Source organism: Roseinatronobacter monicus, assembly GCF_006716865.1.
GTDB lineage: Bacteria > Pseudomonadota > Alphaproteobacteria > Rhodobacterales > Rhodobacteraceae > Roseinatronobacter > Roseinatronobacter monicus.
On record NZ_VFPT01000001.1, the window covers coordinates 2,051,247 to 2,064,633 of the forward strand.

13 protein-coding genes are annotated in these 13,387 nt (G+C 60.1%); 4 read left to right on the top strand and 9 right to left on the bottom strand.

All coding sequences use genetic code 11. From position 1 onward, the window contains the following. Nucleotides 1-18 precede the first annotated feature (18 nt). Together BD293_RS09740 and gyrA are read right to left on the bottom strand one after the other, a co-directional pair. Nucleotides 19-360, bottom strand: a complete 342-nt coding sequence (locus BD293_RS09740; RefSeq protein WP_142081244.1) for a hypothetical protein — start codon at nt 358-360, stop codon at nt 19-21. Further along, nucleotides 357-3,107, bottom strand: coding sequence for a DNA gyrase subunit A (gene gyrA, locus BD293_RS09745; protein ID WP_211841010.1), 2,751 nt, complete (start codon nt 3,105-3,107; stop codon nt 357-359). Before gyrA ends, BD293_RS09740 begins: the two co-directional genes overlap by 4 nt. A gap of 192 nt (nt 3,108-3,299) precedes the next feature. Between gyrA and BD293_RS09750 the strand changes: the two genes are divergently transcribed. Next, nucleotides 3,300-3,599, top strand: a complete 300-nt coding sequence (locus tag BD293_RS09750) for an usg protein (RefSeq protein ID WP_142081247.1) — start codon at nt 3,300-3,302, stop codon at nt 3,597-3,599. On the opposite strand, the gene BD293_RS09755 is transcribed toward BD293_RS09750, so the two are convergent. The 6 genes from BD293_RS09755 to BD293_RS09780 are packed head-to-tail and all read right to left on the bottom strand — an operon-like array spanning nt 3,596 to nt 8,905. Further along, nucleotides 3,596-4,054: a disulfide bond formation protein B gene (locus tag BD293_RS09755; protein ID WP_142081249.1), complete on the bottom strand. Its 459-nt coding sequence runs from the start codon at nt 4,052-4,054 to the stop codon at nt 3,596-3,598. The genes BD293_RS09750 and BD293_RS09755 overlap by 4 nt on opposite strands. Beyond that, complete coding sequence (locus BD293_RS09760; RefSeq protein ID WP_142081251.1) at nt 4,054-4,632, bottom strand: YqaA family protein; 579 nt, start codon at nt 4,630-4,632, stop codon at nt 4,054-4,056. Before BD293_RS09760 ends, BD293_RS09755 begins: the two co-directional genes overlap by 1 nt. 51 nt (nt 4,633-4,683) lie before the next feature. Beyond that, nucleotides 4,684-5,322 carry an ABC-type transport auxiliary lipoprotein family protein gene (locus BD293_RS09765; RefSeq protein WP_142081253.1) on the bottom strand — a complete coding sequence of 213 codons (639 nt, stop codon included), beginning with the start codon at nt 5,320-5,322 and terminating at the stop codon, nt 4,684-4,686. Then, nucleotides 5,319-7,031 (bottom strand): MlaD family protein, encoded by a 1,713-nt coding sequence (locus tag BD293_RS09770; RefSeq protein WP_142081255.1) that lies wholly within the window; start codon nt 7,029-7,031, stop codon nt 5,319-5,321. The genes BD293_RS09765 and BD293_RS09770 overlap by 4 nt, the downstream gene beginning before the upstream one ends. Before the next feature lie 3 nt (nt 7,032-7,034). Beyond that, nucleotides 7,035-7,814: an ABC transporter ATP-binding protein gene (locus BD293_RS09775; protein WP_142081257.1), complete on the bottom strand. Its 780-nt coding sequence runs from the start codon at nt 7,812-7,814 to the stop codon at nt 7,035-7,037. Then, on the bottom strand, nt 7,814-8,905 hold the full coding sequence (locus BD293_RS09780; RefSeq protein ID WP_425467945.1) for an ABC transporter permease: 1,092 nt from the start codon (nt 8,903-8,905) through the stop codon (nt 7,814-7,816). The genes BD293_RS09775 and BD293_RS09780 overlap by 1 nt, the downstream gene beginning before the upstream one ends. 294 nt (nt 8,906-9,199) lie before the next feature. Here BD293_RS09780 and BD293_RS09785 point away from each other — a divergent pair, with 294 nt between their 5' ends. The 3 genes from BD293_RS09785 to BD293_RS09795 all read left to right on the top strand — a co-directional run bounded on the left by BD293_RS09785 (nt 9,200) and on the right by BD293_RS09795 (nt 11,490). Further along, nucleotides 9,200-9,940 (top strand): SDR family oxidoreductase, encoded by a 741-nt coding sequence (locus BD293_RS09785; RefSeq protein WP_142081259.1) that lies wholly within the window; start codon nt 9,200-9,202, stop codon nt 9,938-9,940. Between the two features lie 73 nt (nt 9,941-10,013). Next, nucleotides 10,014-10,754, top strand: a complete 741-nt coding sequence (locus BD293_RS09790; protein WP_142081261.1) for a ZIP family metal transporter — start codon at nt 10,014-10,016, stop codon at nt 10,752-10,754. Between the two features lie 43 nt (nt 10,755-10,797). Further along, complete coding sequence (locus tag BD293_RS09795) at nt 10,798-11,490, top strand: M48 family metallopeptidase (protein ID WP_142081263.1); 693 nt, start codon at nt 10,798-10,800, stop codon at nt 11,488-11,490. A 77-nt stretch (nt 11,491-11,567) separates the two neighbouring features. On the opposite strand, the gene edd is transcribed toward BD293_RS09795, so the two are convergent. Continuing rightward, nucleotides 11,568-13,373 carry a phosphogluconate dehydratase gene (gene edd, locus BD293_RS09800; RefSeq protein WP_142081266.1) on the bottom strand — a complete coding sequence of 602 codons (1,806 nt, stop codon included), beginning with the start codon at nt 13,371-13,373 and terminating at the stop codon, nt 11,568-11,570. Nucleotides 13,374-13,387: the final 14 nt, after the last annotated feature.

Sequence of the window (13,387 nt, forward strand, 5' to 3'; positions counted from 1 at the left end):
AACCTTTACGCCCAATCATCACGATGCAGCAAAAAGCGCCTCTAGCTGTGCATCATGAAATGCCTTTGCACGCTCGGGCGGCAACGGGTACGGGCACAGGCCCAAGGCGCTGGCTTTGAGAAAGAACCCCGGTGCCGGCACTCCGCCGGACGCCTTGCCGGTGACCAGCGCGGCCCGCAAGGGGCGGCCACGTGCCGCATCTTCTTCCATCAGCGCTTCAAGCAGGTCGGTCAGACGCCGTATGCGCCCCGGTCCATCAAGCCCGATCTGAGCGGCCAGTGCCCCATAAGTGATACAGTGACGGGTCTGCGCAAGATGGTTCAGCGCGGCCACAAGCCGCGCTGAGATTTGCTCAGTCATGTGTCCGCGCCGTCAGACCCCGACTCTTCTTCGCTGGAAGGGTCTTCATCGCCTGTCTCGGCGATCCGTGCCACCGAAACCACATGTTCGCCATTTGACGTGTTGAACACCTTGACCCCGCCCGCAGAGCGCGACCGGAAAGAGATCCCCTCGACCGGCACGCGGATCGACTGCCCTTTGGAGGTGGCGAGCATGATCTGATCGGACATCTCGACCGGGAAACAGGCCACCAGCGCGCCGCCGCGCATCGCGCGGTCCATCGCCGCCACGCCCATGCCGCCACGCCCACGCACGGGGTAGTTATGACTGGAGGACAGTTTGCCTGTGCCTGCCTCGGTGATTGTCAGGATCAGATCCTCACAGGCCGACATTTCGGCATAGCGTTCCGGCGAGAGCGCGCCCTCGCTGGCGTCTTCTTCGTCTTCGCCGTCATCTTCGGTCAGGCCAGCCATAGCGCGGCGCATCTTAAGATAGGTGGCGCGTTCTTCTGGTGTTGCCTCAAAATGGCGGATCACGGCCATGGACACAACGCTGTCCCCATCGCCCAGCCGCACCCCGCGCACGCCTGTGGAATCGCGGCCCTTGAAGACGCGCACATCTGTCGTGCGGAAGCGGATTGCACGGCCAGAAGCGGTGACCAGCATCACATCATCATCTTCATCACAGATGCGCGCATTGACCAGCAACACCCCTTCGGGCAGCTTCATCGCAATCTTGCCGTTGCGCATCACATTGACGAAATCCGACAGCGCATTGCGCCGCACATCGCCCGCCGAGGTGGCAAAGACGATTTGCAGGTTTTCCCATTCTTCCTCTGGCCGCTCGACCGGCATGATGGCAGCGATGCTGACACCAGAAGCAATGGGCAGGATGTTGACCATCGCCTTGCCGCGCGCATTGCGCCCCGCAAGCGGCAGACGCCAAGTCTTGAGTTTGTAGACCATGCCATCAGTGGTGAAGAACAACAGCTGCGTGTGCGTGTTGGCGACGAACAACTGGGTGACCACATCGTCATCCTTGGTGCTCATGCCCGACAGCCCCTTGCCGCCGCGACGCTGCGCGCGGAAATCGGCCAGAGGTGTGCGTTTGATGTAGCCGCCCGATGTGATGGTGACGACCATGTCTTCGCGCTCGATCAGGTCTTCGTCATCCATGTCGCCGGCCCAGTCGACGATCTCTGTGCGGCGCGGTACGGCAAACTGCTCGCGCACTTCGCGCAACTCGTTCGATATGATCTCCATGATCCGCACACGCGAGCGCAGAATTTCAAGGTAATCCTTGATCTTCGCGGCCAACGCTTCCAGCTCGTCCGTGACTTCTTTGACGCCCATCGCGGTCAAACGTTGCAGGCGCAATTCCAGAATGGCGCGGGCCTGTACTTCGGACAGGTTATATGTGCCATCGTCATTCATCGTGTGGCTGGGGTCGTCGATCAGGCGGATATAGGGCGCGATATCCATTGCGGGCCAGCGCCGGGTCATCAGCTTTTCGCGCGCCCCTGCCGGGTCGGCTGATCCGCGTATTGTGGCCACGACCTCATCCACATTCGTGACCGCCACGGCCAGACCGCACAGCACATGACTGCGTTCGCGCGCCTTGTTCAACTCGAACGCTGTGCGCCGAGTGACAACTTCTTCGCGGAAATTGACAAAGGCTGTCAGGAAGTCGCGCAAGGCCAGTTGCTCTGGCCGCCCGCCATTCAGCGCCAGCATGTTGCAGCCGAAACTGGTCTGCATGGGCGTGAAACGGAACAACTGGTTCAGCACCACTTCGGGGGTTGCGTCACGTTTCAACTCGACCACGACGCGCACGCCGGTACGGTCGGATTCGTCGGCAACGCCGGAAATCCCTTCGATCCGCTTGTCGCGCACAGCCTCGGCGATCCGCTCGACCATGGTCGATTTGTTGACCTGATAAGGGATTTCATCAATGACGATGGCAAAGCGATCTTTGCGCACTTCTTCAAAATGGGTTTTTGCCCGGATGATGACCGACCCGCGCCCCTCCAGATACGCCTTGCGCGCGCCCGAGCGGCCAAGGATCAGCCCGCCAGTAGGGAAATCGGGCGCGGGCACATAGGCCATCAATTCCTCTGACGTCAGATCGGGGTTTTCGATCAGCGCCAGGGTCGCGTCAGCCACTTCGCCAAGGTTATGGGGCGGGATATTGGTTGCCATGCCCACGGCAATACCGCCTGCACCATTGACCAGCATGTTGGGAAAGCGGGCGGGAAGGACAGTGGGTTCCTTGTCGCGCCCGTCATAATTATCCTGATAGTCGACTGTGTCCTTGTCGATATCGGTCAAAAGTGCCGCAGCAGCCTTGTCCATGCGCACTTCGGTATAGCGCATCGCGGCGGCATTATCGCCGTCCATTGAGCCGAAATTGCCCTGTCCGTCCAGCAGCTTGAGCGACATCGAAAACGGCTGCGCCATACGCACCAGCGCGTCATAAATCGCCGAGTCGCCATGTGGGTGATACTTGCCCATCACATCGCCAACCCCGCGCGCAGATTTGCGGTAAGGCTTGTCATGGGTGTTACCTGCCTCATGCAGCGCATAAAGAATACGCCGGTGCACAGGTTTTAATCCGTCGCGCAAATCCGGGATCGCCCTGCTGACGATCACGCTCATGGCGTAATCGAGATACGAGGCGCGCATTTCCTGAGTGATAGAGATTGTTGGCCCCGAAGGACCTGCTGGTGGAATTTCATCCATGTTTTCAGGGGTTTCTGGACTGTCGCTCACATGGCCCTCACATCTTTTCACACCACTCTAGATATGGTTGGGCACACTTTATCAGAACCATGATATGGGGTGCAATGGCCGTGCGGACAATCATTTGGCAGCCACCTGCCCTTGGTGCCAACAACATGTTTTAATTGAAAATTATCTTCTCTCTGGCATGATTTACACAGCGACCAGAAGAAGAGGATACAGATGGAAACGCATCCAGTCGAACTTATGCTCAAGGGTTATGGGCTGACCACTGCGGAAATGATCTACCGCATGCCCGACCACATTCATGTGCTCAACACATTTGTCTGGCAAGATTACGATCTTGCGCCCGATTATCCGCGCTTGTTTGAATTCATCGAATTCTGGCAAGACAGCATCGAAGGGCCGCTGCATTCGGTGCGCTTTACCCACCGCAAACAACTCAGCGCGGGCGAATGGCGTCATGTCGTCGGCGAGTTCGAGGTGGGAAAGTCCAACAAACGCGACATGCGTCTGCATTAGGCGCGCAGGCGCAGACTGACAAGCCACAGCCCCGCTATGCCAAATGACGCGACCGCGTTCCAACTGGCCATGGACAGGCCCAGCATCTCCCACGGCACCTCGTCGCAGCGCACGACAGGGGCGGCCATGATCTGGGCCAGCAATTCCTCGGCACTCAACCCCGACAGATCACCCCCTGCACTGCAAGAGGCAGGACCGGACCACCATCCGCGCTCGACCCCGGTGTGATACACGCCAATCCCGCCGGATACCGCCGCACCGCCCGCGCCGATTACAGGGAAAATAACACCCGGTACCACCAGCGCGCCAGCCCCGAAAAGCGCCACGACATGCGGCCAGCGCTGCCAGATGCAGAGCGAACAAGGTGCCATGCCGCCAATATACTGGAATGCCAAAGCCCCCAGCAACAACCCTGCCGAGCCAAGCAGTGCCAAACTCTGTGCATGCCTGCGCATCACAAGTACCTCACCAGAACAAATCCGCCCAGTAGCAACCCCATAAACACGCTAAACACAAGCCCCAGTCGCCGCTCGATGAAATCACGAATGGGTGCGCCGAATTTCCGCAGCAACGCCGCGACAATGAAAAACCGCAAACCCCGCGCCACGATGGAGGCCAGCAGGAACACCGGCAAGGACAACGCCGTTGCCCCGGACAGGATCGTGATGACCTTGTAGGGGAAAGGCGTCACACCCGCGATCAGCACCGCCCAAGCCCCCCATTCATTATAGCGCGCCTGAAATTCGGCGAAATAGGCGTCCTTGCCGTAGAATTCCAGCACAGGGCGGCCCAGTGTCTCGAACGCGCCATAGCCGATCCAATACCCTGCCAGTCCTCCCGCAACCGAAGCAACGGTCGCCACGCCAGCAATGACAAAAGCCTGCGACGGACGCGCCACGATCATGGCGACCATCAGCACGTCAGGGGGTATCGGAAACACAGAGCTTTCTATGAACGAAACCACCGCAAGCGCCCACAAGGCGTTCGGGTGGCGTGCTAGCGAGAGTGTCCAATCATAGAGCGAGCGCAACACGCCAGATCATCCAATCAGTTCAATAAAATATCGACCGCCCAACGGCGCAAATCAGGCCACAGGCAGGCGCAACCCGATCACATCCAGACCCCAGCGAACCAGATCATTCAGCACTTCGTCCGATGCGACATTGAACCCTTGCACGATATCCAGCGTCTCGGTTGAGGCGGATGGTGTCAGCGCCTGAAAACTGCGCCGCGCCATCACACGTGCATCAGATTCGCGCACCATGCGCGCCGTCAGCCGGATACGCGCAATGGCCGAGTCGCCAACCTCGGACAATTCGGCCTGAAAATCCGTGATCTCGGAGATCAGGGCAAAATCACCAGAGCCGCCCAAGGGCCGGCGCCCGACATAGGACAGCGCGCCCGTATCTTCAAAGGCGCGCAGCATCACAGTCTGGAACATTGCGGGGGCCTGATCAGACCAGCGCGCGCCCGGCAGATACAGCGATTGCACCGCATTGGGTTTGATCAGGATGCGGTCGGTTTCCAACGCCCCGGACGAAGTCGGCGTCTCGATGCTGAGCGCGCGCGGCAACATACGCCCGGCCTGTGGAAGCACCGGCGCGCGCAATTCATACGCATCCAGCGGCGTTGTCGCATCGCCTATGGCGGACAAGGCACCACAGCCTGACAGCAGGCTCATGGCCCCTGCCCCGGTCAGGAAATTGCGTTTTGTAAGGGTCATCTTCTGAACTCCGGCGTCTGGCGGTTAAGCAGGAAGCGCGCAGGATCACGCTCGATCTGGCGGGTCAGGCGGTCAAGATTGGTGACAAGCCCGCGCGTTTCGCGTGCAAGCTGGGTCAGGTTGGGCAGGCCTGATGTGGTGAAATCACGTACCGGGCCAGAACTGTCGCGCACCATGCGCCCCAGATCATCAAAGGCGCGCGCGGCGCTGTCGGCGGTGCGGCGCAGATCGGCAGTAACCTCTGGTATGTCCTCGGACACCGCATCCACCGCGCGCCCCAAACGCCCCAGCACATCGCGCAAATCATCGGTGATCTGGCTGACATCGTCATTGATGAACCTGTCCGCGCCGATAAAGGCACGCTCTGCTGCCTGAATGGCCCCCTCGCTGGTTTCCAGCGCGCGGTTGATGGCACCCAGAGTGGTGTTGGCATTGGCGAATGTCTCGGTCACCTGATCGAGCGTGCGCAGCCCACTGGCGCTTAGTTCCTCGACCCGCCCCGATACCTGCGCAAGATCGTCGCCGACGGTATTGACCACCTGACGAATATCCGCCGTGGCGGCGCGCACATCATCCATGATTATGGGCAGATCATTTTCTGCCACGTCCGCAACAGATGCAGCCGCATCGCGGGCCAGAGCCACCATCTCGCGCGCTTCGGCCACAAGCGCAGCACCATCGCCAGAGACAAGTGTGTCGACATTATCTGCCATCCGCTCGACCGTTTCAAAGGTGGAGTCGGCGCGCGCAAGCAGCGGCTCCAGCCGGGCAAGTGCGGGGTCCAGTGCTTCGATCCGCTGGGTGGCGGCAACGCCAGTGCGGCTGATGTCGCTGAACATGGTCTGCGCTTCGCGCGAAAAGGCTTCGATCTCGCGCCCGACCAAATCGGCAGCGCCGCGCAGGTCCGTGACCATCGCATCAAGATCATCGTCAACAAAGGCCCCGACCGCTTCCAATGTCGCGGTTCCCGTCTCGAATGTGATGCGCGATTCCGTTGCCAGAAGCGCAAATTCGTCGATGGCGAATTGCAGGCTTTCGACGGTTTTCTCCGCTTGTAGCAAGATCGGGCTTAGGTTGTCGCTAAATTCGGCAAATGTTGATGTTGCTTCGGCAATTGTGTCGGTGAACGCCGAAAAGTTGTCCAATGCGCGGGACAATTCCCCGGTAGAGGTTTCGACATTGGTCAGGATATTGGAAACCTTGTTCTGGTTTTCTTCGCCCAGCAGGCGGTTTACCTGCTCCAGCACATCCAGCGTCTCGGCCATGATGCGGGGCGCGCCTTCGGTCAGAGACTGGATGGTCGAGCGTCCTGCCTCCAATTCGGGCACATCGGCGCGCTCGTTGATCAGGGGCGCATCGGAACTGCCGGGCGAGATCGTGACGAAGGACACGCCAGTTATCCCAGAGCTGTCAACCGTCGCCACTGAATCAGCACGTACAGGTGTGCTGCGCTCAACTTCCAGCCGCACCATCACTGTTCCATCCCCATCAGGGGCCAAGCGCACTTCGACAACCTGCCCGACAAGCAGGCCCGCAAACTGCACATCTGCGGCACGCGACAAGCCCGAAACGGACTCGAATCGCACTTCATAATAGGTGAATTGCCGGTCTAGCTGGAATTTCCCAAAGGCCAGGAAAAACCCCAGCACCCCCAAAAAGCCCAACAGAGCGAAGACGCCGATCAGCACATAATTGGCCCGAGTCTCCATGCCTCAGCCTGTCCTTTCCTGTGTCTCGACGGCGGCGCGTGCGCGCGGTCCGTGGAAATATTCATGCACCCAAGGGTGTTCGATTGTCAGCATATCAGCCATGGTGCCCGTATACAGCACCCGTTTTTCCGCCAGCACCGCAATCCGGTCACATGTTGCGTGCAATGTATCCAGATCATGCGTCACCAGAAACACGGTAAGGCCCAGTGTTTCCGACAGCGCGCGGATCAATTCATCAAAGGCCGAGGCCCCGATCGGGTCCAGCCCTGCGGTCGGTTCGTCCAGAAAGACAATTTCGGGGTCCAGTGCCAAGGCACGCGCCAGCCCCGCCCGCTTGCGCATACCACCCGACAATTCCGACGGATATTTGTCACCCGCCGCGTAGGGCAGCCCCGACATCGAGATTTTCAAATCTGCCAGTTCGCGCCGCATATCGGCATCCAGCCCCGACAAGGTCCGCATGGGAACCTCGACGTTTTCGCGCACGGTCAGGCTAGAGAACAGCGCACCATCCTGAAACATGACGCCCATGCGTTGGTCGATTGCGCGGCGCTCGGTTTCAGAGCAATTCAGCGCATCCTGGCCAAAAATCTCGATCCGCCCGCCCTGCGGCGGGCGCAGTCCCGCGATACAGCGCAGCAGCACTGATTTGCCGGTGCCAGACCCGCCGACAACGCCCACGACCTCGCCACGATACACATCAAGATCCAGATTCTCATGCACCACCGTGGACCCGAACTGGTTGCGCAGCCCCCGCAAACTTATGACCACCTCGCACGCCATCAGATCCCCATAATTGCAAAAAAGACCGAGAATAGCGCATCTGCAACGATCACCATGAAAATCGCCCGCACCACCGCAGCAGATGTCTGCGCACCAAGGCTTTCGGCGTTGCCGCCAACCTGCATACCTGCATGGCAGCCGATCACGCCGATAATCATGGCAAAGACAGGTGCCTTTACGAAACCGACAATCACATGGTCGAGGCTGGTATCTTCCAGCAGCCGCGTCATGAACATGCCCGGCGAGATGCCCAACTCGATCCACGCCATCATGGCCCCGCCAAACAGGCCCATGACATTGGCAATCGCCCCCAAAATCGGCAGCGTGATCAGCAAGGCCAGAATGCGTGGCACAAAAAGTGCGGTTGCCGGATCAATCGCCAGCGTGCGCATGGCGTCAATTTCTTCGCGCATCTTCATTGAACCGATGGCGGCGGTAAAACTGGACGCCGTGCGCCCCGCCACGATGATCGCGGTCAGCAAGATGCCCAATTCGCGCAAGATCGATATGGCAATCAAATCGACGACAAAAATCTCGGCCCCGAACTGGCGCAACTGTACCGAGCCCTGAAAGGCCAACACAACCCCGATCAGGAACCCCATCAGCGCCACAATAGGCACGGCCTTCCAGCCCACCTGATCGCAGTGATGCACCAGCGCGGTCATGCGAAACTCAGACGGATGGCGCAGCAAATATGCCAGACGCGCCAGAAACAGCCCCAGCATGGCAATCAGTTCGACCAGAAACATACCAGCGCCAACGACGCCACGCCCCATCCGTTCCAGCAAATCTGTCACGCTCAGGCGCGACGTAGACACAGGGTCCGGGCGCGGCATGGCAAGCGCGACACGCTCGATCAGGGCCTCGTGGTCGGGCTTGAGGTTGACGAACTGGAATTCTGCGCCACTCGCCTCGATCTTCAGGCGCAGTTTTTGCAGCATATAGGCCCCAGCGGTATCGAGCGCATCAAGCTGCGACATATCAAGCTGCGTATCGCCCGCATCCTCGATCTGGCGCAGTTGTGGGGTCGCTTCTTGAAGGTTGCGGACATTCAGCGCTCCGGTCACTATCCAACCCTGCTCCGCACGGATAAACCGCGCTGACGACGCGGCATGATCGCCGCGCGAGGGTGTTTCAGGATCAGCGTAAGAACTCAAGTCAACCTCGTAACTTATCAGGAAAAACAAGCTATATCTGCTCCGGCGAAATCTTGCCAGTGGGCTTGCTGCATTGCCGCACATCATAACGGGCCTGTGACAATTCCACACATATCGCGCAGCGTGGCAGTGTCCATGGTTTCACACCACGCGAAGGGCATAGGCAACACTTCCCTTCGCGTCGCAATGGCCGCACAGTGGCGCGCGACATATTGAAAGAGGTGCAGAATGCGAAGAACCGCCATTGTAACAGGGGCAGGCAGCGGGATTGGGCGCGCCGTGGCGGTGGAACTCGCCGCACAGGGGTGGTCTGTGGCACTGACAGGGCGCAGACACTCCGCGCTTGAGGGCACAGCGCAGGCGGCACAGGGCGACACGCTTGTACATGCGGCAGATGTGACCGACCCAGCCGCCGTGGCGCAGGTGTTTGAGGCCGTGGTCGCAAAATGGGGCCGGGTGGACCTGTTGTTCAACAATGCGGGTATATTCCCCCCGGCAGCTCCATTGGAAGACCTCGACCTCGACACATGGCGCGCGGCGGTCGATGTGAACCTGAATGGCGCGTTTTATTGCCTTCAGGCCGCCTTTCGGGTGATGAAGGCTCAAGACCCCCGCGGCGGGCGGATCATCAATAACGGGTCCATCTCGGCGCATGCGCCGCGCCCGCATTCAGCCCCCTACACGACCACAAAACACGCCATGACAGGGTTGACGAAATCTGCGGCACTGGACGGGCGGGCGTATGGGATTGCAGTCGGTCAGATTGATATCGGCAATGCCGCGAGCGACATGACCCAAGCGATGACGCAGGGTGTGATGCAATCAGATGGCACCTACCGGTCAGAGCCAGTGATGGATGTGGGACATGTGGCGCGCGCCGTGGCGCATATGGCCGCACTTCCGCCCGAGGCCAATGTTTTGTTCACCACGATCATGGCAACACATATGCCCTTTGTCGGTCGGGGCTGAGGGCCGCCATGGCAACAGGGCTTGACTTGCACCGGCACCATCATATTTTAGAATTATTCTAAAAAAGTACAACATGTCCGATCCGACCGTCCTACTTGTCTTCGTCGCAGCCGCGATCACCGCTCTTGCAACGGGACTGGGTGCAGTGCCGCTTCTGGCGCTGCGCGAAGTCACGCCGCGCGCGCTGGCTTATGGGAATGCGGTGGCGGCCGGGCTGATGCTGGCGGCGACATTTTCGCTGGTGGTGGAAGGGTTCGAGTTTTCTGCCCCGCGCACCATTCTTGGTCTGTTGCTGGGCTTGGGCGGAATCTGGCTGGCCAAGCGTTATTTTGACGGCAAGGAAGGGGTCAGTTTTGCCAATACCAATGGCGCCGATGCCCTGAAAATCCTGCTTATTATGGGTGTGATGACTGTGCATTCGGCTGCCGAAGGCGTCGGCGTCGGTGTTGCCTATGGCAGCGGGCGGGAATTGGGCGATTTCATCACCATCGCGATTGCGCTGCACAATGTGCCCGAAGGTCTGGCCATTGCGCTGGTGATGGTGCCGCGCGGGGCAAGCGTGGCCAAGGCTGGGTGGTGGGCAATCCTGTCCTCTGCCCCGCAACCGCTGCTGGCGGTGCCTGCGTTCCTGTTCGTGCTGGCCTTCGCGCCGGTGCTGCCGGTCGGTTTGGGGCTGGCTGCGGGCGCAATGCTGTGGATGATCTTTTCCGAATTGCTGCCAGAGGCGACCGAAGGGGTCGACAGTTCAACCGTTGGGGTGATCGTTACCCTGTCATTTACAGCGATGATGGCGCTTACGCTTGTTTTGGGGTGATCCGCCTATTGCCCTGCGCCCTGCCCTGCCCCATATCTGACACATGCTGAAATTGACCCCCTTTCTGATCCTGCTGGCCTATGGTCTGATCATGTACTGGTTCTCCGCATGGCGAACCAAGCGGGAGTTGAACGAAAAATCATCGCCGCTTGCAGATGCGCGGCTGAAAAAGCTGACCGACCGGATGGCGGATGCTTTGGCCGTGGATAGGGTTGTGGTGCATATCTACGAGATTGAGCCTGTAAACGGGCTGGCCGCACCAGACGGGCGCATTTTCATCACGCGTGGCTTTTATAACAAGTACCGGCAAGGCGAGGTGTCCGCCGAAGAAATGGCGACTGTGATCGCGCATGAGTTGGGCCATGTCGCCTTGGGCCATACCCGCAAGCGTATGATCGACTTTTCCGGCACCAATGCGATCCGCATGGCGCTAGCGACCGTGTTCAACCGCTTCATTCCGGGGCTGGGGGTCATTATCGCAAATTTCGTGACCACATTGCTGATGGCGCGCCTCAGCCGCGATGACGAGTATGAGGCAGACGCCTATGCCTCGGCGCTGCTGGTTAAAGCGGGGATTGGGCTGGAGCCGCAAAAATCGCTGTTTCGCAAACTGGAAAAGCTGGTCGGCATGGGCGGCGGTGCCCCCGCATGGTTGCTGAGCCACCCCAACACCGAGGACCGCATCCGCGCGATTGAGGTCAATGAGGAACGCTGGAAACTCTCGCCCGAAGGTTGAAAAGGGGGGCGGCCCTTGCCCCCATTGAGGGGGCTGCGGGCCGCGTCGGGACTGACGCCCTCCGGGCTGTGCTTTACTCAGACGACGACGCCTGCCCCTTCGGTAGAATCGCCAACATGGGCGCGGAAGGCTGCGAATAATTCGCGGCCAATGCCAAACTCGTTGTTGGACAGATCGGCGTGCACGGGCGTGCGCGTGTCGAAATCCGCTTCCAGCACATCCAGCCGCCCGGAAGCGGCATCCAGCCGCACAAGGTCGCCGTCTTGCAGGCGCGCCAAGGGCCCGCCCTTGGCGGCCTCTGGCGCGACATGTATCGCGGCGGGCACCTTGCCGCTGGCGCCCGACATGCGCCCATCCGTCACAAGCGCCACTTTCAGCCCACGATCTTGCAGCACGGCGAGGATCGGGGTCAGCGAATGCAATTCGGGCATACCATTTGCGGCGGGCCCCTGAAACCGCACCACAACAATTGTATCCTCGGTAAATTCGCCTGCCTGAAACGCCGTTTTGACCGAAAGCTGATCGTGGAAGATGCGGGCGCGCGCCTCGATCACATGGCGCGACGGATCGACGGCAGAGACCTTGATCACCCCTTGGCCCAGATTGCCGTCAAGTTGCTTCAACCCACCTGATGGCTGAAAGGCAGATGCGGCCGAGCGCAGGATGCGGTCGTTCAATGTCTCACCTGCCCCGTCTTCCCAGACCAGCGCGCCATCGCGCAATTTGGGCTCCTGTGCATAGCGCTTCAGCCCGTCGCCCGCGATGGTGCAGACATCGTCATGCAACAGGCCTGCGTCCAGCAATTCGCCGATCATATAGCCCAGCCCGCCTGCGGCGTGAAAATGGTTCACATCGGCCAGACCATTGGGATAAACCTTGGCCATCAGCGGCACGGCCTCGGATATCTCGGCGAAATCTTCCAGTGCCAGTTCAATACCGGCGGCGCGTGCCATCGCAGGCAGATGCAGCACCAGATTTGTGGACCCGCCTGTCGCCATGAGCCCGACAATCCCATTCACAAAGGCGCGTTCATCCAGCACCTGCCCTGCGGGGCGGTAGTCATTGCCAAGTGCTGTGATCGCCAGCGCGCGCTCGGTCGCGGCGACCGTCAGCGCTTCGCGCAGCGGTGTGCCGGGATTGACGAAACTTGCGCCGGGCAGATGCAGGCCCATGAATTCCATCAGCATCTGGTTGGTATTGGCGGTGCCGTAAAAGGTGCAGGTGCCGGGGCCATGATAGCTGGCCATCTCGGCTTTCATCAGATCATCGCGCCCGATCTCGCCTTGTGCAAATTGCTGGCGCACTTTCGATTTCTCGTCATTGGGCAGCCCACTGGTCATAGGCCCTGCCGGAATGAACACCGAGGGCACATGACCGAATGTTGCCGCCGCAATAATCAGCCCCGGCACGATCTTGTCACAGACCCCCAGCCATACGGCAGCATCAAAGCAATTATGCGACATTGCCACCCCCGCCGACAATGCAATCACATCGCGCGAGAACAGCGACAATTCCATACCCGGCTGGCCCTGAGTAACCCCGTCGCACATCGCAGGCACACCGCCTGCGACCTGTGCTGTGCCGCCTGCGGCGCGGGCGGCGCGGCGGATGATATCCGGATACTGCTCGAAGGGCTGATGGGCGGACAGCATGTCGTTATAGGCTGTGACAATCCCCAAATTGGGCGCGCGCCCTTCGGCTAGCGCGGATTTGTCTTCCTCCATCGCGGCATAGGCATGCGCCTGATTGCCACAACTGAGATGCGCGCGCACGGGCCCTGCGTCGGCGGCTGCGCGCATGCGGTCAAGATACGCCGTGCGCCGGGGCAAAGACCGCGCGCGGATTCGCTGGGTGACGGCTTCGATTCTGGGGTTCATCGGCATGTCTGGCTACTCCA

What these genes read in the sequence shown, in the direction of transcription:
- BD293_RS09740 (WP_142081244.1), bottom strand. Translation starts at nt 360, where the DNA reads ATGACTGAGCAAATCTCAGCGCGGCTTGTGGCCGCGCTGAACCATCTT.
- BD293_RS09750 (WP_142081247.1), top strand. Translation starts at nt 3,300, where the DNA reads ATGGAAACGCATCCAGTCGAACTTATGCTCAAGGGTTATGGGCTGACC.
- BD293_RS09755 (WP_142081249.1), bottom strand. Translation starts at nt 4,054, where the DNA reads ATGCGCAGGCATGCACAGAGTTTGGCACTGCTTGGCTCGGCAGGGTTG.
- BD293_RS09765 (WP_142081253.1), bottom strand. Translation starts at nt 5,322, where the DNA reads ATGACCCTTACAAAACGCAATTTCCTGACCGGGGCAGGGGCCATGAGC.
- BD293_RS09770 (WP_142081255.1), bottom strand. Translation starts at nt 7,031, where the DNA reads ATGGAGACTCGGGCCAATTATGTGCTGATCGGCGTCTTCGCTCTGTTG.
- BD293_RS09775 (WP_142081257.1), bottom strand. Translation starts at nt 7,814, where the DNA reads ATGGCGTGCGAGGTGGTCATAAGTTTGCGGGGGCTGCGCAACCAGTTC.
- BD293_RS09785 (WP_142081259.1), top strand. Translation starts at nt 9,200, where the DNA reads ATGCGAAGAACCGCCATTGTAACAGGGGCAGGCAGCGGGATTGGGCGC.
- BD293_RS09790 (WP_142081261.1), top strand. Translation starts at nt 10,014, where the DNA reads ATGTCCGATCCGACCGTCCTACTTGTCTTCGTCGCAGCCGCGATCACC.
- BD293_RS09795 (WP_142081263.1), top strand. Translation starts at nt 10,798, where the DNA reads ATGCTGAAATTGACCCCCTTTCTGATCCTGCTGGCCTATGGTCTGATC.
- edd (WP_142081266.1), bottom strand. Translation starts at nt 13,373, where the DNA reads ATGCCGATGAACCCCAGAATCGAAGCCGTCACCCAGCGAATCCGCGCG.